Here is a 25,047-nt window from a genome sequence, read left to right as displayed (position 1 = left end):
CTATCGGTACGACTCTGATCGCCATGGCCATAACTCGCCGGGCGAAGCTGGCATTTCGGACGGATAAATCACGGTCCGTCAATGAAGGCGCGGGCGCAGATCACCCTTTCGTGTGCTTTTCACCAAAGCCCTCAAGGGCAGTCGGAGCAACGCCGACAAAGGATGCGTGAGTACCCTTGCGCACACCATGATGACCTCCGCCCGTTCCGCCGACTCCGGCCTGACGGGACCGGGCGACCTCGACCGCTACCCCTTCCCGCAGGCCGCCGGCGCCGACCGCGCGGCCGCTCCCGTCTGGGAGGGCCCGGACGTGGACCTCTCCCGCACGGGCCGGCGCCCCACGGGCAACCGTGGCCGTGGACTCCACGGCCAACTCGTCCAGCAGCTCGGTCAGATGATCGTCTCCGGCGACCTCGGCGCGGACCGTCCGCTGGTGCCCGAGGAGATCGGCCAGCGCTTCGAGGTCTCGCGCACTGTCGTGCGCGAGTCCCTCCGGGTGCTCGAAGCCAAGGGCCTCGTCAGCGCCCGGCCCAACGTCGGCACCCGGGTCCGCCCGGTCAGCGACTGGAATCTGCTGGACCCCGACATCATCGAGTGGCGCGCCTTCGGCCCCCAGCGCGACGACCAGCGCCGCGAGCTCACCGAGCTGCGCTGGACGATCGAGCCGCTCGCCGCCCGCCTCGCCGCCGGGCACGGCAGGGAGGACGCGCAGACCCGCCTCGTCGACATGGTCGAGATCATGGGGCACGCCCTCGCGCAGGGTGACGCGATCACCTTCGCCCGCGCCGACGCCGAGTTCCACTCGCTGCTCATCCAGCTCGCGGGCAACCGCATGCTGGAGCACCTCTCCGGGATCGTCGCCGCCGCCCTCCACGTCTCCGGCGGGCCGGCCACCGGCTGCGACCGCCCGGGCGAGGCGTCTCTCGCGCACCACGCACGTATCGCCGACGCGCTGGGCGCGGGCGACGGGGCGGCCGCGGAGGCCGCGATGCGCCAGCTGCTGACCGTCCATCCGGACGTCGAGCGCGTGGTGCCCGCCCCGCGCGAGCACTGACCCCTGGCGCACGCGCCGCGGGGCCTGGCGGCGTCCGGGGTGTCCCGCACGGCGGGCCGCCGGGCCCAGGCGCGGTCCGGCGGCGCGGAGACGGGACGCCGTGCGCTGCGGCAGGGCGCCACAAGGGGCGCTTTGCTGATACTTGGCGTATATGTCGCATATGTGGTGTGACTCGGGCCACGCGGATTGGGCGTAACACTCCCCGAGGCAGTGCGATGACCTAAGAGGTGGCAGCCGAGAGAGGAATACGCCCGCCGCAGGCGGGGCTGTAGTCCTTCCCTGGCTCAAGCCCGCGCCGTCGGTGACATCCCCAGCCGTCGGTCGTCGGCTCCGGTCCGTTGTCGGGCGGGGCCGGAAGCCCTTCCCATCGTTCCGAGAGGTTGTTCGTGTCGGCCAGCACATCCCGTACGCTCCCGCCGGAGATCGCCGAGTCCGAGTCTGTGATGGCGCTCATCGAGCGGGGTAAGGCTGATGGACAGATCGCCGGCGATGACGTGCGTCGGGCCTTCGACGCCGACCAGATTCCGCCAACCCAGTGGAAGAATGTTCTGCGCAGCCTCAATCAGATCCTCGAGGAAGAGGGTGTGACGCTGATGGTCAGTGCCGCGGAGTCGCCGAAACGCACCCGCAAGAGCGTCGCTGCGAAGAGTCCGGTCAAGCGAACCGTCGCCCCCAAGCCCGTCGCCCCCAAGCCCACCCCGGTGAAGACGGTGGCGGCCGCCGCCGCACCTCCCGCGACGGAGGTCGTCGAGGCGCCCGCCGAGGAGGAGGCCGCCCCCGCGAAGAAGGCCGCCGCGCCGAAGAAGGCCGCCGCCAAGAAGGCTGCGCCGAAGAAGGCCGCGGCCAAGAAGACGGCGGCGAAGAAGACCGCCGCCAAGAAGGACACCGACGAACTCGGCGAGGCCGAGGAGCCGGTCGAGGACGTGCCCGCGGGCAAGGCGGAGGAAGAGGAGGCCGAGGGCGAGGCCAAGGGCTTCGTCCTCTCCGACGACGACGAGGACGACGCGCCCGCACAGCAGGTCGCCGTCGCCGGTGCCACCGCCGACCCGGTCAAGGACTACCTCAAGCAGATCGGCAAGGTCCCCCTCCTCAACGCCGAGCAGGAGGTCGAGCTCGCCAAGCGCATCGAGGCCGGCCTCTTCGCCGAGGACAAGCTGGCCGGGACCGACAAGCTCGCGCCGAAGCTCAAGCACGAGCTGGAGATCATCGCCGAGGACGGCAGGCGCGCCAAGAACCACCTGCTGGAGGCCAACCTCCGCCTCGTGGTCTCGCTGGCGAAGCGCTACACCGGCCGCGGCATGCTCTTCCTCGACCTGATCCAGGAGGGCAACCTCGGCCTGATCCGTGCGGTCGAGAAGTTCGACTACACCAAGGGCTACAAGTTCTCCACGTACGCCACCTGGTGGATCAGGCAGGCCATCACCCGCGCCATGGCCGACCAGGCCCGCACCATCCGCATCCCGGTGCACATGGTCGAGGTCATCAACAAGCTCGCGCGCGTCCAGCGCCAGATGTTCCAGGACCTGGGCCGCGAGCCCACCCCCGAGGAGCTGGCCAAGGAACTCGACATGACCCCGGAGAAGGTCATCGAGGTCCAGAAGTACGGCCGCGAGCCCATCTCGCTGCACACCCCGCTCGGCGAGGACGGCGACAGCGAGTTCGGCGACCTGATCGAGGACTCCGAGGCGGTCGTCCCGGCCGACGCGGTCAGCTTCACCCTTCTCCAGGAGCAGCTGCACTCCGTCCTCGACACCCTCTCGGAGCGTGAGGCGGGCGTGGTCTCCATGCGCTTCGGCCTCACCGACGGGCAGCCGAAGACGCTGGACGAGATCGGCAAGGTCTACGGGGTGACCCGTGAGCGCATCCGCCAGATCGAGTCCAAGACCATGTCGAAGCTGCGCCACCCGTCCCGCTCGCAGGTCCTGCGCGACTACCTGGACTGATCCGCGGCGGCATCCGCACACCTGGCTGGGCCCGGTTCCCCTTTCGAGGGGTTCCGGGCCTGCTTCGTTTCGCGCTCGGGCCGAAGGACAGGTTGGATGACTCCGAGTGGATGACCCTTCCACGGAGAGTCAGGAGAACCTATGCGTCGCCCCCTTGCCAGCGCCTTCCGTGCCACGTGCCGCACCCGGGTCGTACGACCCTCCAGAGCGGTGTACGCGGGGCTCGCGGCCCTGAGCGCGTCAGCGCTGCTGCCGCTCGCCTCCGCCGCCCCGGCCCAGGCCGACAGCGTCGTCGTGGGCGGCAGGCCCACGACGACGGCCGCCCACCCGTGGGTCGTGGCACTGGTCAGCCCCGACCGGTTCGGCTCCGGGCGCGCGGGGCAGTTCTGCGGAGGCGCGCTCGTCGGGCCCACGAAGGTGCTCACGGCGGCGCACTGCATGAGCGACGACGTGCTCGGGCAGGGCCCCGACAACGTGGGCGACCTGCATGTGATCGCGGGCCGCGACCGGCTCACCGGCACCGGCGGCCGCTCCGTCGCCGTGGCGTCGTACCAGGTCGACCCGGCGTACCACGCGAGCAGCAACGAGAACGACATCGCCGTCCTCACCCTCAGGACGCCACTGCCCGCCTCGTCGGCCATCGAGCCGGCGGCCCCCGGCGACACGGCGGCCGCGCCGGGCAGCGCGGCGCAGGTGCTCGGCTGGGGCGACACGACGGGCCGCGGCGACTACGCCTCCACGCTGCGTACCTCGCCCGTGACGGTGCTGCCGGACGCCCAGTGCGAGAAGGCGTACCCGGGCGGCGGCTCGGAGGCCCGCTACGCGGCGTCCTCGATGCTCTGTGCGGGTGATCCGCACGGCGGACACGACGCCTGCCAGGGCGACAGTGGCGGCCCGCTGGTGGCACAGGGCCGGCTGATCGGCCTGGTGTCGTGGGGGAGCGGCTGCGGGCTCGCCGACGCCCCCGGGGTGTACGCCCGGGTCACGTCCGACCTGCCGCCGGTCGCGGACGCGGTCGGCCGCTGACCGGTCCCCGACGCCCGCGCCGGGGGCGGGGACCCGAGCGGGCCGCGCGGGCGGGGCCAGGGGCCGCCTCAGGGTCCCGGACCCCGCCCGCGCGCGTTCGTGTGCGGCGCGGTGCCGCGCAGGGCCGCAGAGCCCCGCTGAGGGGCCGGGAAGGGCCCGTGCCGCTACGAGAACGGAGAACGGGCGGCCGCCACCGCGGGAAGCGGTGGCGGCCGCCCGTCGGCCGTCCTGGGACGGCGCTCGGCTCGTCGTCGGTGGTGCGAGGCTTCAGTGCTCCTCGTCACCGGCCACGGCGGGAACCGCCGTCAGCCGGTCGGTCTCGTCCTGTATTTCCGCGGCGATCTTCTTGAGCTCCGGCTCGAACTTGCGCCCGTGGTGGGCACAGAAGAGGAGCTCACCGCCACTGGTCAGCAGGACGCGCAGGTAGGCCTGGGCGCCGCATCGGTCACAGCGGTCGCCCGCCGTCAGGGGGCTCGCGGGTGTCAGAACAGTAGTCACGTCGCCTCTTCTCTAGCTCGACGAGCTGTCGTACCAGGGTCAACATCCAACCAGGCCGAAAACGTTCCCGCTCGCGGCGCCATTCCTCGAAATTCTCTTCCGAAGTGCTGGAGTGCTGACGGTTGGCGGCGAATGAGCCGTATTGCTGGGCTTTACGGATCTCGCATCGATGTCGGTGGGTGGTTCCTGGGCTTGTGTCCGCCCGGCGGGCTTGCCGGTTGTTGATGAGGACGTGCCCGGAGCCTAAATGGTTCATGCCTGGAAGGGAACGTGAGCTGTGCGGCACGGCCGTCCGCGATCGAACACCTATGCGAGCGTGCACTAGCATGGTGCCGGACGAGGGTGGCGTGACAACGGCTCTACCAGGCCTCTGTACCCTCTGAGCGATGACACGAGCCGGGCCTTTACCCCACCGGGCCATATCTCAAATTCAGCGAGGAGCGAACCGAGTGACCGCCGATACGTCCGTGCCGTCCACCGCGCTGCTGACAGCGGACCGTGACGGTTCCAACTACACCGCGCGGCATTTGCTCGTCCTTGAGGGCCTGGAGGCCGTACGGAAGCGGCCCGGGATGTACATCGGGTCCACCGACAGCCGGGGCCTGATGCACTGCCTGTGGGAGATCATCGACAACTCCGTCGACGAGGCCCTCGGCGGGTACTGCGACCACATCGAGGTCGTCCTCCACGAGGACGGGTCCGTCGAGGTCAGGGACAACGGGCGCGGCATCCCGGTGGACGTCGAGCCCAAGACGGGCCTGTCGGGCGTCGAGGTCGTGATGACCAAGCTGCACGCGGGCGGCAAGTTCGGCGGCGGCTCGTACGCGGCCTCAGGCGGTCTGCACGGCGTCGGCGCGTCCGTCGTGAACGCGCTCTCCGCCCGGCTCGACGTCGAGGTGGACAGGAACAGCTCCACGCACGCCGTCAGCTTCCGCCGCGGCGTGCCCGGGATCTTCACCGAGCAGGGCCCCGACGCGCCCTTCGACCCCGCGAGCGGCCTGCGCAAGGTCAAGCGGATCCCGAAGAACCGCACGGGCACCCGCGTGCGGTACTGGGCCGACCGGCAGATCTTCCTCAAGGACGCCAAGCTCTCCCTGGAGACCCTGCACCAGCGGGCCCGGCAGACGGCCTTCCTGGTGCCGGGCCTGACGATCGTGGTCAGGGACGAGCGGTTCGCCGAGGGTGCGGAGGACGGCGAGCCGTCCGTCGAGACGTTCCACTACGACGGCGGCATCAGCGAGTTCTGCGAGTACCTGGCCCAGGACAAGGCCGTGTGCGACGTCCTCAGGCTCAGCGGCCAGGGCACCTTCAAGGAGACCGTGCCGGTCCTGGACGACCGCGGGCACATGACGCCGACCGAGGTCACCCGCGAGCTGGGCGTCGACATCGCCCTGCGCTGGGGCACGGGGTACGAGACGACCCTGAGGTCCTTCGTCAACATCATCGCCACCCCCAAGGGCGGCACCCACGTGACCGGGTTCGAACGCTCGGTGACGCGGACGGTCAACGAGGTCCTGCGCTCCGCCAAGCTGCTCCGCGTGGCCGAGGACGACGTCGTCAAGGACGACGCCCTTGAGGGCATGACCGCCGTCGTCACGGTCCGGCTCGCCGAGCCCCAGTTCGAAGGCCAGACGAAGGAGGTGCTGGGCACCTCGGCGGCCAACCGGATCGTCGCAGGCGTCGTCGCCAAGGAACTCAAGGCGTTCCTGACCTCCACCAAGCGCGACGCGAAGGCGCAGGCGCGCGCCGTGCTCGACAAGGTGGTCGCCGCGGCGCGCACCCGTATCGCGGCCCGCCAGCACAAGGAGGCCCAGCGCAGGAAGACCGCGCTCGAGTCGTCCTCGCTGCCGGCCAAGCTCGCCGACTGCCGCAGCGACGACGTGGACCGCAGCGAGCTGTTCATCGTGGAGGGCGACTCGGCGCTCGGCACCGCCAAGCTCGCACGGAACTCCGAGTTCCAGGCACTGCTGCCGATCCGGGGCAAGATCCTCAACGTCCAGAAGTCGTCCGTGTCCGACATGCTGAAGAACGCCGAGTGCGGGGCGATCATCCAGGTCATAGGAGCGGGGTCCGGCCGGACCTTCGACCTGGACGCCGCCCGGTACGGCAAGATCGTGCTGCTGGTGGACGCCGACGTCGACGGCGCGCACATCCGCTGCCTGCTGCTGACGCTGTTCCAGCGCTACATGCGCCCGATGGTGGAGGCCGGCCGCGTCTTCGCGGCCGTGCCGCCGCTGCACCGGGTGGAGCTGGTGCAGCCGAAGAAGGGCCAGGACCGCTACGTCTACACGTACTCGGACGCCGAGCTGCGGCAGACGCTGCTGGAGTTCCAGCGCAAGAACATCCGGTACAAGGACTCGATCCAGCGCTACAAGGGCCTCGGCGAGATGGACGCGGACCAGTTGGCGGAGACCACCATGGACCCGCGCCACCGCACGCTGCGGCGCATCAACATCAGCGACCTGGAGGCCTCCGAGCACGTCTTCGACCTGCTCATGGGCAACGAGGTCGCGCCGCGCAAGGAGTTCATCAGCAGCTCGGCGTCGACGCTCGACCGCTCGCGCATCGACACCTGACGAGGCACGCGTCCCAGGTCTCCACCCCCGGGTGGAGACCGGGGATCCACCGGGGTTCAACCCTGGCGCCGATCCGCTGACCTGCGATTCTCCGTACCTTCGGAGTGTCGGAGAACGCCTCGTCACCGGAGAAGGACCCCTCATGAGTGAGCTGCTGTACGCACTCGCGGCCGTCGCGGTCGCCGCACTGATCATCTCGCGCCAGGTCAGGCCCCAGCGGATCGGCGGTGGCGGCCGCAGGTGGCTCGTCGTGCCGGCCGTCCTGGTCGTGCTCGGCGCGAAGCAGGGCGGCGTGATCGACCCGCACCACACCACCCTGTCCGCGGGGCTCCTCGTCGCGGAGCTGGTAATCGGCCTGCTGATGGGCGCGGGCTGGGCCTACACCAGCCGGGTGTGGACCGAGCCCGACGGCTCCGTCTGGTCGCGCGGCACCAAGGCGACGGCGGGTGTGTGGGTGGGCGGGCTCGTCGCCCGGCTCGGCCTCATGGGCGTCGGCGCGCTGGCCGGGGTCCACCAGTCGACCGGCGCGCTCCTCATCGCCCTCGGCGTCTCGTTCGCCCTGCGCGGGGCCCTGCTGCTGCACCGCGGGGGCGCGCTGCCGCTCACCCGGGGCACGTCGTACCGTGGCCGCGTGGCCGACCGGGTGTGAAGGGACCGCAGGTGACTCAAGGACCGTGGACGGCGTGGCCCGTGGTCGAGCCCCAGGAGGGCCGGCTCGGGGCACGCCCCGCGCCGATGCCGGGCGGGGGCGAGAGCGGCCCGGCCCGGCTGCGCAGGCTCCTGCTCCGCTCGGTCCCGGCCGCCGCGGTGCTCTACTCCGTCTTCGCCGACCACCACCCGGGCGGGCCCGTCGAAGGGCTCGCGGCGGCGGCCGGCGTCGTCGCGGTCGGCTTCCTCATCCGGGCCTTCCACCGCGCCACCCGGCTCCAGGCAGCCTGGGCGTCGACCGGCTGCGCCGCCCTGCTGCTCGCGGTCGCGGGCCTCGCCGAGTGGCGCGGCTTCACCGTCGCCGCCGCGATCCTCGCCTTCGGTTGCTCCATCGTCGGCATGCAGCGGCTGCCGCTCGCGCTGGGGGCGGCCGTCCTGGTGGTCGGGCTCGGCGGCTGGGTGCTCGTCACCCACCAGAGCTGGCTCGGCGCCGTGCTCACGCTCGGCGCCAGCTCGCTCGGCGGGTACGTGCTGCGCGCCGAAGGCGAGCAGCGCCACCGCCTCAGGATCCAGGAGCGGGCCGCCCGTGCGGCCGAGGCGGAGTCCGCCGCGCTCGGCGAGCGTGCCAGGATCGCCCGCGACATCCACGACGTGCTCGCGCACAGCCTCTCCGCGCAGCTCGTCCACCTGGAGGCGGCGCGGCTGCGCATCGAGCAGGAGGAGCCGGGCCCGTTCAGGGACCAGATCCTCCAGCGGGTGGTGGCGGCGCGGTCGATGGCGCGCGACGGCCTCGCCGAGACCCGGCAGGCGCTGTCCGCGCTGCGCGGCGACATGGCGCCGCTCGGGGACTACCTGCGGGAGGTCGCGGCGAGCGACGGCGCCGAGATCGAGGTGGCCGGCATCCCGCGCCCGGTGCCCGCCGAGGCCTCGCAGACCGTGCGCAGGGTCGCGCAGGAGGCGCTGACCAACGTGCGCAAGCACGCGCCGGGCGCGCGGGTGCGCATCGACCTCACGTACGGGGAGGGCGAACTGGTCCTGTGCGTACGCGACTCGGGGCGCGGAGGCGGTGGCGCGGCACCCGCGGAACTCGCCTCGTCCGGCTCCGGATACGGTCTCCTCGGCATGCGGGAACGCGCGGAACTGCTCGGCGGGACACTCGACGCGGGCCCCGACGGGGCCGAGGGGAAGGGGTACAGGGTGCGGCTGCGGGTGCCGGCATGAGCGGGGTCACGGGCCCGGAGGCGACGGGGGGCGCGGGCCGGCCGCCGGCCAGGCTCGTCGTCGCCGACGACCAGGCCGTGGTGCGCGAGGGCATCGTGATGCTCCTCGGGCTGCTGCCGGGGATCGAGGTGGTCGGCGCGGCGAGGGACGGCGAGGAGGCCGTCGCCCTCGTCGCCGGACTCGCCCCCGACGTGGTGCTGATGGACCTCAGGATGCCCCGCTGCGACGGGGTCGAGGCGACCCGGCGCATCCGCAGGGACCACCCGGGGACCCAGGTCGTCGTGCTGACCACGTACGCGGACGACGAGTCGCTGTTCGCCGCGCTCCAGGCGGGCGCGCGCGGCTACCTCACCAAGGACGCGCAGGGTGAGGAGATCGTCCGCGCGGTCGACGACGTGCTGGCGGGCCAGGCCGGGCTCGCGCCCGCCGTGCAGCGCAGGCTGCTCGAACGGTTCACCGCGCCGCCGCCCCTGGCCGCCGCGCCCGCCGAGCTGCCCGACGGGCTCACCGCGCGGGAGGCCGAGGTGCTCGGACTCGTCGCCGAGGGCCTGTCCAACAAGGAGATCGCGGCCCGGCTGCACATCGGGGCCGCCACGGTGAAGACGCACATCAACAACCTCTTCGCCAAGACCGGCGTGCGCGACCGGGCGCAGGCCGTGCGATACGCCTACCAACGGGGACTGATCGAGCCTCCTGGGACATCGGTCACCTGATGGGGTGAAGAGGGTCGGGACCGGGCATGTCGGCCCGGCGGCGCCCCCATCCTGGTCGGACGGCTGGAACGGCCGCCTGACAAGGAGATGCGACCGGTGGACATGCAGCAAGGGCCGAAGGCCGCCGCGGTGCGGCCCGGCGGCCCCCGGGACGACGACGCGGACACGCCCCCTTACGGAGGCGAACAGGACGGCTGGCGGGTGGCGCGGGACGCCGCGCGCGACGGCCGCACCGCCGCCGACATCTACCTGGAGGTGCAGCGCAGCGCCGCCTTCCAGGAGGTCCGGGGGCGCTACCGCGGCTTCGTCGTCCCGGCGAGCGCCGCCTTCCTCGGCTGGTACCTGGCGTACGTGCTGGCCGCCACGCTCGCGCCGGGCGTGATGGCGCGCCCCGTGGCGGGCGCGGTCAATGTGGCGATGGTTGCAGGGCTCGCCCAGTTCCTCACCACGTTCGTGCTGACGTGGGCCTATGTGCGCAACGCCCGGCGGGGCCGCGACCGGGCCGCGCTCGAACTGCGCTGGACCGTGCTCGACCGGGGTGCCGGGGGCGCCGGGAGCAGCACGGGCGCCGGCTCGGGCAGGGGGGCCTCGTGAGGGGCGACCACCAGACCCTGGCGCTCGTGCTGTTCAGCGCGTTCGTCGCGGTCACCCTCGCCATCACCACCTGGGTCAGCCGCAACAGGCACGGCTCGCCCGAGGAGTTCTACGCGGGCGGGCGGCTGTTCTCGCCGATGGAGAACGGCTTCGCCATCGCGGGCGACTACATGTCCGCCGCGTCCTTCCTCGGGATCTCCGGCGTGATCGCCCTGTTCGGCTACGACGGCATGCTGTACTCCGTCGGCTTCCTCGTCGCCTGGCTCGTGGTGCTGCTGCTCGTGGCCGAACTGGTGCGCAACGTCGGGCGGTTCACGCTCGCGGACGTGGTCGCCGCCCGGATGCGGGAGCGGCCGGTACGGGTCGCCTCCGGTACCGCGTCCGTGACGGTCTCCGTGCTCTACCTGGTGGCGCAGATGGTCGGCGCGGGCAGCCTGGTGTCGCTGCTGCTCGGCGGTTCGGGGTCCGCGGCCCGTGCCTGGACGGTGATCGGCGTCGGCGCCCTGATGGTCGTCTACGTGACGCTCGGCGGGATGCGGGCGACGACCTGGATCCAGATCGTCAAGGCCGTCCTGCTGATGGCCGGGGCGGTCGCGCTGACCGTGCTGGTGCTGCTGCGATTCCACGGCGACGTCAACGCGCTGCTGACCCGGGCCGTCGCCCACAGCGACTACGGCAAGGACTTCCTGGCGCCGGGCCGCGCGTACGGCGGGAGTTGGGCTGCCAGGCTCGACTTCATCAGCCTGGGCCTCGCGCTGCTGCTCGGCACGGCGGGGCTGCCGCACATCCTGTCGCGCTTCTACACGGTGCCCACCGCGCGCGCCGCCCGCAGGTCCGTGGTCTGGTCCATCGGCCTGATCGGCGGCTTCTACCTCATGACGATCGTGCTCGGGTTCGGGGCGGCCGCCCTGGTCGGCTCCGACGCGGTGCGCGCCTCCAACGCCGCGGGCAACACGGCGGTCCCGCTGCTCGCGCTCGACCTCGGCGGGGGAGCGGGCTCCACCGGCGGCACGGTGCTGTTCGCCGTGGTCGCCGCCGTGGCCTTCGCGACCATCCTCGCGGTGGTCGCGGGCGTGACCCTGGCCTCGTCCGCGTCGGTCGCGCACGACCTGTACGCCTCGCGCAGGCCCCGCGTCCCGAGGCAGCGGCGGGGCGACCGGGCGGAGCGGCCCGCCGCCGCGCCGCGCGGCGAGGTGTCGGTGGCGCGGCTGTCGGCCGCGGGGATCGGGGCCGTGGCCATCGCGCTGAGCCTGCTCGCCCAGGACCTGAACGTCGCGTTCCTCGTGGGGCTCGCGTTCGCGGTGTCGGCCTCAGCCAACCTGCCCGTGCTGCTCTACTCGCTGTTCTGGCGGTCCTTCACGACGCGGGGCGCGGTCTGGTCCGTCTACGGCGGGCTCGTCCCGGCCATGCTCCTCGTGGTCCTCTCGCCGGTCGTCTCCGGCGGGCCCGACGCGATGTTCCCCGGCGTGGACTTCCACCTCTTCCCGCTGGAGAACCCGGGGCTCGTGTCGATCCCGTGCGGGTTCCTCGCGGGCTGGCTCGGGACCGTGTGCTCGCGGGAGCCCGCCGACCCGACCGCGTACGCGGAGACCGAGGTGCGTTCGCTCACCGGGGCGGGTGCCGTCTGACACCCGTTGCGTCCGGGCCCGCACCGCTTGCGCCGGCCCGCTCACCGTCGCCACGCTGCGCGGGAGCGGGCCGGCGCCGTCGTACGGGCCCGGGCAGGTGACCGGGCGACACTGTTCCGGTCGGCATGTTGACGCAAGAATTTGCGTTGTTTTCCGGTGGCTTGCGGTCGGCCGCGGGGCGCGTGAAGCCAGGCTGAAAACCTTCTGACGTACGGGATTTTGCCTCCATGCTCCACGGTGTCTGCAGCGGACTGGTTCTGTCCAAGACATAGACGACATGGTATTTCTCTGCAACTCTCTGACCGCACTACGCAAAAGACTCCGCTCGGCAGTGCAGAAACGCATGCCGGGGGCCGGTGTGCGACCAGAGCCGCGCCTCGCCGCTCCCGTGCGAGGCCAAGGATCGGAGATCCATGAGATCGCAACGTCCGAGACGGCGAACCCTCGCCGTCACCACCACCACCAGCCTTCTGCTGGTCGGCTGGCCCGCGTACGCCGCGGCTTCCGAGGGGCCCGCGGCCGGCGCGTCGGCGACCGCCGCGAGCCGGACCGCGGCCGCGCGCGCCGTCGACGGCGACCAGTCCACCTACTGGCAGGGCACCGGCAGGGGCGAGCAGTCGGTGCAGCGGGACCTCGGCTCGCTCGAACGCGTGGACCGGGTCACCCTGAAGCTGCCCCGCGACTGGCGCACCCGCAGGCAGACGCTCTCGATCCAGGGCAGCAGGGACGGCTCCGGCTTCGAGACCCTCAAGTCCTCGGCCACGTACACCTTCAGCCCCGGCGCGGGCAACACGGTGACGGTCTCCTTCCCCGCCACCCAGGAGCGGTACATACGTGCCGTCATCACCGCCAACTCGGCCGGTAAGAAGGCCCAGTTGGCGGAGCTGGAGGCGCACACAGCGGCTGCGGCCGCCACGCCCGACCTCGCGCTCGGCAAGCCCATGGCGGCGAGCGGCTTCAACGACGTCTATCCGGCGTCCAACGCCAACGACGGCAACCAGTCCACCTACTGGGAGAGCAAGAACAACGCCTTCCCGCAGTGGCTCCAGACGGACCTCGGCTCCTCCGTAGCCGTCAACAGCGTCGTCCTCAAACTGCCCGCGGACTGGCCCGCCCGCAGCCAGACGCTCCGGATCCAGGGGTCCGCCGACGGCAGCAGCTTCACTGACATCGCCGCGTCGAAGTCCTACGCCTTCAGCCCGGCGTCCGGCAACACGGCGACGGTCTCCTTCAACTCCACCACCACCCGGTACGTACGGGCCACCTTCACGGCCAACTCCGGCTGGCCCGCCGGGCAGGTCTCCGAGTTCGAGGTCTACGGCCCCGCCACCGGCGACACCCGGGCGCCCTCCGCCCCCACAGGCCTCACGCTCGACCGGTCGGCCTCCGGGCAGATCGAGCTGGCCTGGAAGCCCTCGACCGACGACACCGGTGTGACGGGCTACGACATCTACCGCAACAACCAGCTGGTCAGCAGCGTTGCGGGCGATGTCACCTCGTACACCGAGAGCCAGCCCGCCAGTGCCACCGTCACCTACGTCGTGCGGGCGAAGGACGCGGCGGGCAACGTCTCGGGCGACAGCAACAGCGTGACCAGCGCCGGGGCGAGCGGCGACACCCAGGCGCCCACCGCGCCCGGCAACCTCGCCTACACGGAGCCCGCGCCGGGCCAGGTCAGGCTCACCTGGCAGGCGTCGAGCGACGACAAGGGCGTGACGGGCTACGACGTCTACCGCAACGGCCAGTTGCTCGGCAGCGTCGCGGGCAGCGCCACCTCGTACACCGACGCGGACGCGGGCAGCGGCACCGTCACCTACGTCGTGCGGGCGAAGGACGCGGCGGGCAACGTCTCGGGCGACAGCAACAGCGTGACCCGCAACGGCTCCACCACCGCGGCGTCCAACCTCGCCGCCGGCAAACCCATCACGGCCTCCTCGTCCACCTTCACCTTCGTCGCGGCGAACGCCAACGACAACAGCACCAGCACCTACTGGGAGGGCGCGGGAGGCAGTTACCCCGACACCCTCACCGTGCAGCTCGGCGCCAACGCCGACACGCAGAGCGTCGTCGTCAAGCTCAACCCGGACTCCTCGTGGGGCCCGCGCACCCAGAACATCCAGGTCCTCGGCCGTGAGCAGAACGCCTCGGGCTTCACGAGCCTGGTGGCCGCGAAGGACTACTCCTTCAGCCCGGCGAGCGGCAACACGGTGACCATCCCGGTCTCCGCCCGGGCCGCCGACGTCCAGCTGAAGTTCGCCTCGAACACCGGTGCGCCCGCGGGCCAGGCGGCGGAGTTCCAGGTGCTCGGCACCCCGGCGCCCAACCCCGACCTCCAGGTCACCTCGCTCGCCGCGTCACCCGCCGCGCCGGTCGAGTCCGACCCGGTCACCCTGTCGGCGACCGTGAAGAACACCGGGGCGCTCGCCGCACCCGCCGGGACGGTCCGGTTCGACCTGGGCGGCTCCACGGAGGGCACCGCCGACGTGGGCGCGCTCGCCGCGGGCGCCCAGGCCACGGTCACGGCGGACATCGGCGCGCAGAACGCCGGCACGTACCTGCTCAGCGCCGTCGCCGACCCCGACAACAAGATCATCGAATCCAACGAGACCAACAACACCTTCACCGCCCCGGGCGGCCTGGTGGTCAAGCCCGTCGCCAGCTCCGACCTGGTGGCGGCGAGCGTCGCCGCCTCCCCGTCCGCGCCGTCCGCGGGCGACGCCGTCACCTTCTCGGTGGCGGTGAAGAACCAGGGCACGGTCGCCGCCGCGGCCGGTGCGCACCAGGTCACCCTGACGCTCCTGAACTCCTCGGGGACCGCGGTCAAGACCCTGACGGGGTCCTTCAGCGGCGCCCTCGCGCCCGGCGCGACCTCGGCCCCTGTCGCCCTGGGCGGCTGGACCGCCGCGGACGGCTCGTACACCGAGAAGGTGGTCATCGCCGACGACGCCAACGAACTGCCGGTGAAACGGGCCAACAACACCTCGACGCAGTCCTTCTTCGTGGGCCGTGGCGCCAACATGCCGTACGACACCTACGAGGCGGAGGACGGCGTCCTGGGCGGCGGCGCACAGGTCGTCGGCCCGAACAGGACCATCGGCGACCTCGCGGGCGAGGCGTCGGGCCGAGCGGCCGTCACCCTCAACAGCACGGGAAACTACGTCGAGTTCACCACCCGTGCCGCCACCAACTCGCTGGTGACGCGCTTCTCCGTCCCCGACTCGGCGGGCGGCGGCGGCACCGACGCCACCCTCGACGTCTACGTCAACGGCAAGCTGCTCAAGCCGATCGACCTCTCCTCCAAGTACGCCTGGCTGTACGGAGCGGAGACCGGCCCCGGCAACTCGCCCGGATCCGGCGCCCCCCGGCACATCTACGACGAGGCGAACGTCCTGCTCGGCACGACGGTCCCCGCGGGCAGTACCGTCCGCCTCCAGAAGGACGCCGCCAACACCTCCCGGTACGCGATCGACTTCGTCGACCTCGAACAGGTCGCGCAGGTCCAGAACCCCGACCCGGCGGCGTATGTGACCCCCGCGGGAACCGGGCAGCAGGACGTGCAGAACGCGCTCGACAAGGTCCGGATGGACACGACGGGCACGCTCGTCGGCGTCTACCTGCCCGCGGGCGACTACCAGACCTCGGGCAAGTTCCAGGTCTACGGCAAGCCGGTCAAGGTGGTGGGGGCCGGGCCCTGGTTCACCCGGTTCAGCGCCCCCTCGACACAGGAGAACACCGACATCGGCTTCCGGGTGGAGTCGACGGCCAACGGCTCCACGTTCTCCGGCTTCGCGGCCTTCGGCAACTACACCTCGCGCATCGACGGGCCCGGCAAGGAGTTCGACCTCACGGACGTCTCCGGCATCACCGTCGACGACGTCTGGGTCGAGCACATGGTGTGCGCGATCTGGGGCACGCACGTCACCGGCCTCAAGGCCACCGACATGCGGATCAGGGACACCTTCGCCGACGGCATCAACCTCACCAACGGCAGCCAGGACAACCTGGTCAGCAACGACGAGGCGCGCAGCACGGGCGACGACAGCTTCGCGCTGTTCGCCGCCGAGGACCACAACTCCTCGCCGCTGACCGGGAACACCTTCCTAAACCTCACGGCGAAACTGCCGTGGCGGGCGGCCGGGCTCGCCGTCTACGGCGGCCAGGGCAACACCCTGCAGAACATCACCGTCGCGGACACCCTGACCTATGCGGGCCTCACGCTCAGCTCGCTGGACTTCGGCTACCCCTTCGCCGGGTTCGGGGCGAGCCCGCAGACGGTGGTCAAGGGGCTGTCCCTGATCCGCGACGGCGGGCACTTCTGGGGGCAGCAGGTCTTCGGCGCGGTCTGGGTCTACTCGGCGACCGATCCCTTCCAGGGCATCCGCGTGAGTGATCTGGACATCACAGAACCCACCTACGGCGGGATCATGTTCCAGACCGACTACGTCGGCGGCCGGCCGCTCAACCCGATCAAGGACACGGTCTTCACCGACGTGTCGATCAGCGGCGCGCACAAGAGCGGCGACCCGTTCGACGCCAAGTCCGGCTGGGCCCTGTGGGCGAACGAGCTGCCCGAGCCCGGGCAGGGGCCGGCGGTCGGCGAGGTCACGTTCAACGGGTTGAAGCTCAGCGGCAACAGCCAGGACGTGCGGAACACCACGAGCACGATGAAGATCAACATCAACCCGTGAGCACCCGCCCGTAGGCGGGGCCGCGGACCGCGCGGGAGCGGTGCCGGCCGGGTCATCCGGCCGGCATTCGCTTGTCGGTGCCTTTGCATCGGCGAGAAAGAAGCTTGCATATATTGCGATAGCCTTGCAGCCATGACGCGACGACTTGCTCAGGTGGCCAAGAAGGTGGGAGTCAGCGAGGCCACGGTCAGCCGGGTCCTCAACGGCAAGCCGGGGGTCTCCGAGGCGACCCGCCAGTCCGTGCTGACCGCGCTCGACGTCCTGGGCTACGAGCGCCCCACCCAGCTGCGCGGGGAGCGCGCCCGGCTCGTCGGCCTGGTCCTGCCGGAGCTGCAGAACCCCATCTTCCCCGCGTTCGCCGAGGTCATCGGCGGTTCGCTCGCCCAGCAGGGGCTCACCCCCGTGCTGTGCACCCAGACCAAGGGCGGCGTCTCCGAGGCGGACTACGTGGAGCTCCTGCTCCAGCAGCAGGTGTCAGGCGTGGTGTTCGCGGGCGGCCTGTTCGCGCAGGCCGACGCGCCGCACGACCACTACCGGCTGCTCGCCGAGCGCAAGATCCCGGTCGTGCTCATCAACGCCCCCATCGAGAACCTCGACTTCCCCTGTGTCTCCTGCGACGACGCCGTCGCCGTGGAGCAGGCGTGGCGCCACCTCGCCTCCCTCGGCCATGAGCGGATCGGCCTGGTGCTCGGCCCGGAGGACCATGTGCCGTCCCGCCGCAAGCTGGACGCGGCGCGCGCCACCGCCGAGGCCGGCGGCACGGAGCTGCCCGAGGAGTACGTGGAGCGCACGATGTTCTCCCTCGAAGGCGGCCAGGCGGCCACCTCCCGGCTGCTCGACCGCGGTGTCACCGGCTTCATCTGCGCGAGCGACCCGATGGCGCTCGGCGCCGTGCGGGCGGCCCGCAGGCGCGGCCTCGGGGTGCCCTCCGAGGTGTCCGTCGTCGGCTTCGACGACAGCGCGTTCATGAACTGCATGGAGCCGCCGCTGACCACCGTGCGCCAGCCCATCGAGGCGATGGGCAGGGCCGCGGTGGAGATGCTCTCCGCGCAGATCCAGGGCGGCGCGGTGCCGCCTGGCGAGCTGCTTTTCGAGCCCGAGCTCGTGGTCCGCAGCTCCACCGCGCAGGCGCCGAGGGGCTGACCCGCGGCGCCCCGCGCGCCCGCCGCCGTAACCGCTTGCACGGAAGCGGAACCGCAGCTTCGAGGGGTTCGGCCCCAACGGCCGTGCGCGTCAAGGCCCTTGGTGCGCCGTGGCCTCCGCGATGCAGCAGGCTGTCAGATATTTGCGAAATAGGAGCGACATATTGCGGACATCCGTAGTTAGTGGTTGAGTGAGCGCCGCCACACAGCGAGCAGCTGTGCGGGTTCCCACGCTCCTGCCCAAGAGGGGTCCCACCGATGAGAAGTCCCGGGTTCCGCCGCACGTGCACCGCCGCCGTAGCCGCCGCGATGGCCCTCACCGCAGTGGCCGCCTGCTCCGGAGGCAAGGGCGGCGGTGCGACGACCGCAGACGGCAAGACGGCCATCACCGTCAACTGCATGCCGCCCAAGTCGAACAAGGTCGACCGCGCGGCCTTCCAGAACGACATCGCCGCGTTCTCGAAGCAGAACCCGAAGATCCAGCTCACCGCGCACGACACCTTCCCGTGCGAGGATCCCAAGACGTTCGACGCCAAGCTCGCGGGCGGCCAGATGGAGAACGTCTTCTACACGTACTTCACCGACGTGAAGCACGTCGTCGGCATCAACCAGGCCGCGGACATCACGCGTTACGTGAAGGACCTGCCCGGCTGGAACGAGATCGACCCCAAGCTGCGGGCGATGTACACGGTCGACGGCAAGGTGTACGGCGTCCCGCGCACCAACTACACCATGGGCCTGCTCTACAACCCGACCCTCTTCAAGAAGGCCGGGCTCGACCCGGCCAAGCCGCCCGCCACCTGGGAGGAGGTGCGCGCCGACGCCAAGAGGATCGCCGCCCTCGGCGACGGCACGGTCGGCTACGCCGACTACAGCGCGCAGAACCAGGGCGGTTGGCACTTCGTCGCCGAGCTGTACTCACAGGGCGGGCAGGCCGTGAGCGCGGACGGCAAGAAGGCCACCGTGGACACCCCGCAGGGCAGGGCCGTCCTGAGGAACCTGCACGACATGCGCTGGACGGACGGGTCGATGGGCTCGAAGCAGCTGCTCATCCTCAACGACGTGCAGCAGATGATGGGCACCGGCAAGCTCGGCATGTACATCGCGGCACCGGACAACGTGCCCACCATCGCCAAGCAGTACGGCGGCGACTACAAGGACATGGCGCTCGCCCCGATGCCCGGCGGCAAGGCCACCCTCGCGGGCGGCGACGGCTACATGTTCAACAGGAAGGACACCCCCGCGCAGATCAGGGCGGGCCTGAAGTTCCTCGCGCTGGAGACCAACACCCCCGGCCAGGGCCTGAGCAACTGGCAGTACCTGAGCGAGCGGAAGTCCCCCGTGGGCCTGCCGGAACCCCGGCTGTGGACCCAGGGCGGCAGTTACGACCGGAAGAACCTGGCGCTCAAGAAGCAGTACGCCAACATCCCGGTCGGCAACTACCGGGCGTTCGCCGACGGCAACCCGAAGCTCACCCCGGTGATCGAGCCGCCGAACGCCCAGCAGATCTACTCCGTCCTCGACTCGGCGGTCTCCGCGGTCCTCACCAACAGGAACGCGGACATCGGCGGCCTCCTCAAGGACGCCCAGACCAAGATCGACTCCGTACTGGCCCAGCAGGGCTGACAGCCGATGAAGACAGCCCAGGCACCCGCAAGGCCCGCCGCGGCGCACCCCCTCGCCGAGGGGGCGCGCCCGCCGGACAGGACCGCGGCCCCCCGCAGGCCCCTGAGCCGCAGGCTGACCGAGCAGGCCCGCGCCTACACGTTCCTGCTCGGCGGCCTGATCTGCTTCGCGCTGTTCTCGTGGTACCCGGCGATCCGCGCGGTGGTCATCTCCTTCCAGCGGTACATCCCCGGCTCCCCGCCGCAGTGGGTCGGCACCCGCAACTTCACCCAGGTCCTGCACGACCCCGAGTTCGCCGCGGCGTGGCGCAACACCTTCTACTTCACGGTGATCGCGCTGCTGGTCGGCTTCCTCGTCCCGTTCGTCACCGCCCTCGTGCTCAACGAACTGCGGCACGCCAGGGCGTTCTTCCGGGTCGTGGTCTACCTGCCGGTGATGATTCCGCCGGTGGTCAGCGCCCTGCTGTGGAAATGGTTCTACGACCCGGGCGCTGGTCTCGCCAACGAGGCGCTGCGCTTCGCGCACCTGCCGACCTCGAACTGGACCAACGGCACCTCCACCGCCCTGGTCTCCCTGGTCCTCGTCTCGACCTGGGCCAACATGGGCGGCACCGTCCTCATCTACCTCGCGGCCCTCCAGGGCATCCCCGGTGAGCTGTACGAGGCGGCCGAGCTGGACGGCGCGTCCATCCTGCAGCGCGTGCGGCACGTGACGATCCCGCAGACCCGCTTCATCATGCTGATGCTCATGCTGCTGCAGATCATCGCGACGATGCAGGTGTTCACCGAGCCGTACGTGATCACCGGCGGCGGGCCGCAGGACGCCACCGTCACGGTGCTGTACCTGATCTACAAGTACGCCTTCCAGTACAACAACTTCGGCGGGGCGTGCGCCCTCAGTGTCATGCTGCTGGTGCTGCTCGGCCTCTTCTCCGCCCTCTACCTGCGGCTCACCCGCACCGACGACTGAGGAGCGCGCCGCCATGACCACCACCATCGCGCCCCCCGAGCCGCTGGCGCCCACGGTCCCCGCGCGCGGGGCGGACCGCCGGGGCAGCGCGGGGCCCGGCGCCCGCACCCTGGTCTCACCGCTGGCCCTCGCCAGCCGGCGGGGCAGGGCTGTCTACTGGAGCGTCTTCGGGCTCGTCCTGCTCCTGTTCGCGCTCGCCTTCCTCTTCCCGGTGTACTGGATGGCCACCGGCGCGCTGAAGTCGCCCGACGAACTCAACCGCAACCCGCCCACACTGGCGCCCAAGCAGTGGCACTTCGGCAACTACGGCGAGGCGTGGAACCTGATGCAGCTGCCCGACCACCTGTGGAACACGGTGGTGCAGGCGGCCGGCGCCTGGGTGCTCCAACTGGTCTTCTGCACCGCGGCCGCGTACGCGCTGTCCAAGCTGAAGCCGGTCTTCGGCAAGGTGATCCTCGGCGCGATCCTCGCCACCCTCATGGTGCCGGCGCAGGCGCTCGTCGTACCGAAGTACCTGACCGTCGCCGACCTGCCGCTCCTGCACACCAGCCTCCTCGACAACCCGGCCGGAATCTGGCTGCCCGCCGTCGCCAACGCCTTCAACCTGTACCTGCTCAAGCGGTTCTTCGACCAGATACCCCGCGACGTGCTGGAGGCGGCCGAGATCGACGGCGCGGGCAAGCTGCGCCAGCTCTGGTCGGTCCTGCTGCCGATGTCCCGGCCCGTGCTCGGCGTCGTGTCGATCTTCGCGCTCGTGGCGGTCTGGCAGGACTTCCTGTGGCCGCTGATGGTGTTCTCCGCGGCCCCCGACCACCAGCCCATCAGCGTGGCGCTCGTCCAGCTCTCCCAGGACGTGCCGCAGACGGACCTGATCGGCGCGATGGTCATCGCCAGCGTGCCGATGGTCGTCATGTTCCTCGTCTTCCAGCGCCACATCATCGCCGGGATCAGCGCGGGCAGCACCAAGGGCTAAGCGGCGCAGGCCGCGTGACACCTCCCGGCCCGTGGCTGCGCGTGCCGCACGGGGACCCGCCGCTGCCGTCCGCCACCCGTGCCCCGGCCCTGCCGTACGACCCGCGCACCGCCGCCCGACGACGTCCCCGCCGCGGCGGTGCGCGGCCCGCGAACCACCGACGCCTCGTCACGGACGGCACCGCCGTGCGGGCGACGCACACGCCCGAAAGGATCACGCATGAAAGGCAGCCCACTGGAGCCCGCCGACCGGAACTGGTGGCGCAGCGCCGCGATCTACCAGGTCTACGTGCGGAGCTTCGCCGACGGTGACGGCGACGGGACGGGCGATCTCGCCGGCGTCCGCGCCAGGCTGCCGTACCTGGTCGAACTGGGCGTCGACGCCCTGTGGTTCACCCCCTGGTACCTGTCGCCGCTGGCCGACGGCGGCTACGACGTCGCCGACTACCGCACCATCGACCCGCAGTTCGGCACACTCGCCGAGGCCGAGAAGCTGATCGCCGAGGCCCGGGAGCTGGGCATCAGGACGATCGTCGACATCGTCCCCAACCACGTCTCCGACCAGCACCCGTGGTTCCGGGCCGCCGTCGCCGCCGGGCCCGGCAGCCCCGAGCGCGAGCTGTTCCACTTCCGCGCCGGCCGTGGCAGGTCGGGTGAGATCCCGCCCAACGACTGGGTCGGCGAGTTCGGCGGCACGCCCTGGACCCGGCTGCCCGACGGCGAGTGGTACCTCCACCTCTTCGCGCCCGAGCAGCCCGATCTCAACTGGGACCACCCGGCCGTGCGCACCGAGCACGAGGACGTGCTGCGCTTCTGGTTCGACCGCGGCGTCGCGGGCGTACGGATCGACTCCGCGGTGCTGCCCGCCAAGGACCCCGCCCTGCCCGACTTCACGCCGGGCACCGACCCGCACCCGTACGTCGACCGGGACGACCTGCACGACATCTACCGCTCCTGGCGCGCCGTCGCCGACCAGTACGACGGCGTCTTCGTCGGCGAAGTGTGGCTGCCCGACACCGAGCGGTTCGTGCGGTACCTGCGCCCCGACGAACTGCACACCGCCTTCAACCTGAGCTTCCTCGCGTGCCCCTGGGACGCGGAGCGGCTGCGCACCTCCATCGACGAGACGCTCGCCGAGCACGCGCCGGTGGGCGCGCCCGCCACCTGGGTGCTGTGCAACCACGACGTGACGCGCACGGTCACCCGCTACGGCCGCGCCGACGACACCGGCTTCGCCTTCGAGCGCAAGCGCTTCGGCACCCCGACCGACCTGGAGCTCGGCACCCGCAGGGCGCGCGCTGCCGCGCTCCTCTCGCTCGCCCTGCCCGGGACGGTCTACCTCTACCAGGGCGAGGAACTCGGCCTGCCGGAGGCGGAGATCCCGCGCGAACTCATCCAGGACCCGATGCACAGCAGGTCGGGCGGGACCGACCCGGGCCGCGACGGCTGCCGCGTGCCGCTGCCGTGGGCGGCGGACGCGCCGTACGCCGGGTTCGGCTCGACGGTCGAGCCGTGGCTGCCGCAGCCCCCGGGCTGGGCGGCCTACGCGGCGGACCTGCAGGCCGCGGACCCGGACTCCATGCTCTCCCTCTACCGCGCCGCGCTCGCACTGCGCCGGGCCAGACCCGGCTTCCGCTCGGCCGGCCTCACCTGGCTCGACGCGGCGCCCGGCGTGCTGGCCTTCGAGCGCGGCGAGGGGCTGCGCTGCGTGGTCAACCTCTCCGCGGCCCCCGTACGGCTGCCCGCGCACGGCGCGGTGCTGCTGGCGAGCGGGCCGCTCACCGAAGGCGGCCGGCTGCCCGTCGACACGGCGGTCTGGCTGAGCGCCTGACGCCGTCCCCCGCACTCCGCGGTCCGCCCGGGTGGCACCGGCTGGTGCCACCCGGGGCCGCGGGCCGGAGGCCGACCGCCTCCGGGTCCTTTCCCCCACGGAAGGTACGTATCCCATGCGTGTGACCGCACGACAGCACCCCCAGCGCAGGTATGTCAGGAACACGTCAGTGGCGGCCGCCACGGCCGTGGCGCTCGCCGCCACCTGCCTGGCACTCGCCGCCCCGGCGGCGACGGCCACCGCCCCCGCCGCTCCCCACGCGGCGGCCGCGGGCGCCACCCTGCCCTTCACCTCTGTCGAGGCGGAGAGCGCCACCACCGACGGCCGGACCATCGGCCCCGACTACACCCAGGGCACCGTCGCCTCCGAGGCGTCGGGCCGCCGGGCCGTCGAGCTCGCGGCGGGCCAGAGCGTCGAGTTCACGCTGCCCCGCGCCGCCAACGCCGTCAACGTCTCCTACAGCGTGCCCGACGGGCAGACCGGCACCCTCGCCGTCTACGCGGGCGGCCAGGACACCGGCAAGAAGATCGCCCTCACCTCGAAGTACTCCTACATCGACACAAGCAGCATCGCAGGCTCGAAGACGCACCACTTCTTCGACGACGCGCGGACGCTGCTCGGCCGCGACCTCGCGGCGGGCGACACGGTCAAGCTGGTCGCGGACTCCGCCGTCACCGTGGACGTCGCCGACTTCGAGCAGGTCGCGCCCGCCGCGGACGCGCCCGCGGGCGCCGTCTCCGTCGCCGACCACGGCGCCGACCCCACCGGGGCCGCCGACTCCACCCAGGCGTTCAGGGACGCGATCGCCGCGGCCGAGGGCGGCACGGTGTGGATACCGCCGGGCGACTACCGGGTGGACGGCCCGCTGCCGGTCGACGACGTCACCCTGCTCGGCGCGGGCGACTGGTACTCGGTGGTGCACAGTTCGCACTTCATCGACCAGGGCTCCCCGGCGACGGGCCGCGTCGGGCTGAAGAACTTCGCCGTCTTCGGCGAGGTCACCGAGCGCAACGACAGCAGCCCGGACAACTTCGTCAACGGCTCGCTCGGCCCCGGATCCACCGTCTCCGGCATGTGGGTGCAGCACGAGAAGGTCGGCCTCTGGCTCACCGGCGACAACGACGGCCTCGTCGTCGAGGGCAACCGGATACTCGACACCACGGCCGACGGCCTCAACCTCAACGGCAGCGCGCACGACGTCCGGGTCAGCGACAACTTCCTGCGCAACCAGGGCGACGACTCGCTCGCCATGTGGTCGCTCAACGCCCCCGACACCGGCAGCACGTTCAGCTCCAACACCATCTCGCAGCCCAACCTCGCCAACGGCATCGCGATCTACGGCGGCACCGACATCACCGTCAAGGACAACCTCGTCCAGGACACCAACGCGCTCGGCAGCGGCATCGCGATCTCCAACCAGAAGTTCGCCGACCCGTTCTTCCCGCTCGCCGGCACCATCACCGTCTCCGGCAACACCCTGGTGCGCACCGGCGCGATCAACCCCAACTGGGGCCACCCCATGGGGGCGTTGAGGGTCGACGCCTACGACAGCGACATCGGCGCCACGGTGGACATCACCGACACCACCTTCACCGACAGCCCCTACAGCGCCTTCGAGTTCGTCTCCGGGGGCGGCACCGGCAAGCAGGTGAAGAACGTCGCCGTGGACGGCGCCACCGTCGACGGCGCGGGCACCGTCGTCGTGCAGGCCGAGACCCCGGGATCGGCCTCCGTCAGCGACGTACGCGCCACCGGCGTCGGCGCGGCCGGCGTCTACAACTGCCCCTTCCCGCAGGGCAGCGGCACGTTCACGCTCAACCAAGGCTCCGGCAACTCCGGCTGGGACACGACGTGGGACGACTGCTCGGCCTGGCCGCAGCCGAAGTAGCGCCCGCGCCGGGCGTCCGCCCCGGCCCGC

General features: G+C 71.5%; 17 protein-coding genes. 16 read left to right on the top strand and 1 reads right to left on the bottom strand.

Annotated elements, in window-relative coordinates; translation table 11 throughout:
- Positions 1–112 precede the first annotated feature (112 nt).
- The 3 genes from ABEA77_RS01575 to ABEA77_RS01565 all read left to right on the top strand — a co-directional run bounded on the left by ABEA77_RS01575 (position 113) and on the right by ABEA77_RS01565 (position 4,023).
- The gene (locus ABEA77_RS01575) at positions 113–1,054 is read left to right on the top strand and encodes a FadR/GntR family transcriptional regulator (protein ID WP_345640083.1); all 942 of its coding nucleotides are present in this window, start codon (positions 113–115) and stop codon (positions 1,052–1,054) included.
- 386 nt (positions 1,055–1,440) lie between these two features.
- The gene (locus ABEA77_RS01570) at positions 1,441–2,997 is read left to right on the top strand and encodes an RNA polymerase sigma factor (RefSeq protein ID WP_345640081.1); all 1,557 of its coding nucleotides are present in this window, start codon (positions 1,441–1,443) and stop codon (positions 2,995–2,997) included.
- 141 nt (positions 2,998–3,138) lie between these two features.
- Positions 3,139–4,023: a serine protease gene (locus ABEA77_RS01565; protein WP_345640080.1), complete on the top strand. Its 885-nt coding sequence runs from the start codon at positions 3,139–3,141 to the stop codon at positions 4,021–4,023.
- 267 nt (positions 4,024–4,290) lie between these two features.
- Here the strand turns inward: ABEA77_RS01565 and ABEA77_RS01560 are convergent, their stop codons facing one another.
- A complete protein-coding gene (locus tag ABEA77_RS01560) occupies positions 4,291–4,521 on the bottom strand; it encodes a DUF7455 domain-containing protein (protein WP_345640078.1) in 231 nt (76 codons plus the stop codon).
- Between the two features lie 449 nt (positions 4,522–4,970).
- Between ABEA77_RS01560 and ABEA77_RS01555 the strand changes: the two genes are divergently transcribed.
- The 13 genes from ABEA77_RS01555 to ABEA77_RS01495 all read left to right on the top strand — a co-directional run bounded on the left by ABEA77_RS01555 (position 4,971) and on the right by ABEA77_RS01495 (position 25,017).
- Positions 4,971–7,097 carry a DNA gyrase/topoisomerase IV subunit B gene (locus ABEA77_RS01555; RefSeq protein WP_345640077.1) on the top strand — a complete coding sequence of 709 codons (2,127 nt, stop codon included), beginning with the start codon at positions 4,971–4,973 and terminating at the stop codon, positions 7,095–7,097.
- Positions 7,098–7,239: 142 nt separating this feature from the next.
- Positions 7,240–7,746: a DUF1453 domain-containing protein gene (locus tag ABEA77_RS01550; protein WP_345640075.1), complete on the top strand. Its 507-nt coding sequence runs from the start codon at positions 7,240–7,242 to the stop codon at positions 7,744–7,746.
- 11 nt (positions 7,747–7,757) lie between these two features.
- A complete protein-coding gene (locus ABEA77_RS01545) occupies positions 7,758–8,966 on the top strand; it encodes a sensor histidine kinase (RefSeq protein WP_345640073.1) in 1,209 nt (402 codons plus the stop codon).
- Entirely contained in the window at positions 8,963–9,679 is a 717-nt protein-coding gene (locus ABEA77_RS01540; protein ID WP_345640071.1) for a response regulator transcription factor, read from the top strand. Before ABEA77_RS01545 ends, ABEA77_RS01540 begins: the two co-directional genes overlap by 4 nt.
- Before the next feature lie 87 nt (positions 9,680–9,766).
- A complete protein-coding gene (locus ABEA77_RS01535) occupies positions 9,767–10,273 on the top strand; it encodes a DUF485 domain-containing protein (RefSeq protein WP_345640069.1) in 507 nt (168 codons plus the stop codon).
- A complete protein-coding gene (locus tag ABEA77_RS01530; protein ID WP_345640068.1) occupies positions 10,270–11,901 on the top strand; it encodes a solute symporter family protein in 1,632 nt (543 codons plus the stop codon). Before ABEA77_RS01535 ends, ABEA77_RS01530 begins: the two co-directional genes overlap by 4 nt.
- 413 nt (positions 11,902–12,314) lie before the next feature.
- Positions 12,315–16,589: a galactose-binding domain-containing protein gene (locus ABEA77_RS01525; RefSeq protein ID WP_345640067.1), complete on the top strand. Its 4,275-nt coding sequence runs from the start codon at positions 12,315–12,317 to the stop codon at positions 16,587–16,589.
- A gap of 132 nt (positions 16,590–16,721) precedes the next feature.
- Positions 16,722–17,732 carry a LacI family DNA-binding transcriptional regulator gene (locus tag ABEA77_RS01520; RefSeq protein ID WP_345640065.1) on the top strand — a complete coding sequence of 337 codons (1,011 nt, stop codon included), beginning with the start codon at positions 16,722–16,724 and terminating at the stop codon, positions 17,730–17,732.
- Positions 17,733–17,989: 257 nt separating this feature from the next.
- Positions 17,990–19,357, top strand: a complete 1,368-nt coding sequence (locus ABEA77_RS01515) for an extracellular solute-binding protein (RefSeq protein WP_345640063.1) — start codon at positions 17,990–17,992, stop codon at positions 19,355–19,357.
- Positions 19,358–19,363: 6 nt separating this feature from the next.
- Positions 19,364–20,326, top strand: coding sequence for a carbohydrate ABC transporter permease (locus ABEA77_RS01510; RefSeq protein WP_345640061.1), 963 nt, complete (start codon positions 19,364–19,366; stop codon positions 20,324–20,326).
- 13 nt (positions 20,327–20,339) lie between these two features.
- Positions 20,340–21,299: a carbohydrate ABC transporter permease gene (locus ABEA77_RS01505; RefSeq protein ID WP_345640059.1), complete on the top strand. Its 960-nt coding sequence runs from the start codon at positions 20,340–20,342 to the stop codon at positions 21,297–21,299.
- 219 nt (positions 21,300–21,518) lie between these two features.
- Entirely contained in the window at positions 21,519–23,129 is a 1,611-nt protein-coding gene (locus ABEA77_RS01500; protein ID WP_345640058.1) for a glycoside hydrolase family 13 protein, read from the top strand.
- Between the two features lie 115 nt (positions 23,130–23,244).
- Positions 23,245–25,017: a glycosyl hydrolase family 28-related protein gene (locus ABEA77_RS01495; RefSeq protein ID WP_345640056.1), complete on the top strand. Its 1,773-nt coding sequence runs from the start codon at positions 23,245–23,247 to the stop codon at positions 25,015–25,017.
- Positions 25,018–25,047 lie beyond the last annotated feature (30 nt).

Origin of the sequence: Streptomyces tremellae, from assembly GCF_039540215.1 — a bacterium.
GTDB lineage: Bacteria > Actinomycetota > Actinomycetes > Streptomycetales > Streptomycetaceae > Streptomyces > Streptomyces tremellae.
This window is presented reverse-complemented; position numbering and strand designations above follow the sequence as displayed.

Coding starts and splice junctions, on each gene's coding strand:
- ABEA77_RS01565 (WP_345640080.1), top strand. CDS start 3,139: ATGCGTCGCCCCCTTGCCAGCGCCTTCCGTGCCACGTGCCGCACCCGG.
- ABEA77_RS01550 (WP_345640075.1), top strand. CDS start 7,240: ATGAGTGAGCTGCTGTACGCACTCGCGGCCGTCGCGGTCGCCGCACTG.
- ABEA77_RS01540 (WP_345640071.1), top strand. CDS start 8,963: ATGAGCGGGGTCACGGGCCCGGAGGCGACGGGGGGCGCGGGCCGGCCG.
- ABEA77_RS01535 (WP_345640069.1), top strand. CDS start 9,767: ATGCGACCGGTGGACATGCAGCAAGGGCCGAAGGCCGCCGCGGTGCGG.
- ABEA77_RS01525 (WP_345640067.1), top strand. CDS start 12,315: ATGAGATCGCAACGTCCGAGACGGCGAACCCTCGCCGTCACCACCACC.
- ABEA77_RS01520 (WP_345640065.1), top strand. CDS start 16,722: ATGACGCGACGACTTGCTCAGGTGGCCAAGAAGGTGGGAGTCAGCGAG.
- ABEA77_RS01515 (WP_345640063.1), top strand. CDS start 17,990: ATGAGAAGTCCCGGGTTCCGCCGCACGTGCACCGCCGCCGTAGCCGCC.
- ABEA77_RS01510 (WP_345640061.1), top strand. CDS start 19,364: ATGAAGACAGCCCAGGCACCCGCAAGGCCCGCCGCGGCGCACCCCCTC.
- ABEA77_RS01505 (WP_345640059.1), top strand. CDS start 20,340: ATGACCACCACCATCGCGCCCCCCGAGCCGCTGGCGCCCACGGTCCCC.
- ABEA77_RS01500 (WP_345640058.1), top strand. CDS start 21,519: ATGAAAGGCAGCCCACTGGAGCCCGCCGACCGGAACTGGTGGCGCAGC.
- ABEA77_RS01495 (WP_345640056.1), top strand. CDS start 23,245: ATGCGTGTGACCGCACGACAGCACCCCCAGCGCAGGTATGTCAGGAAC.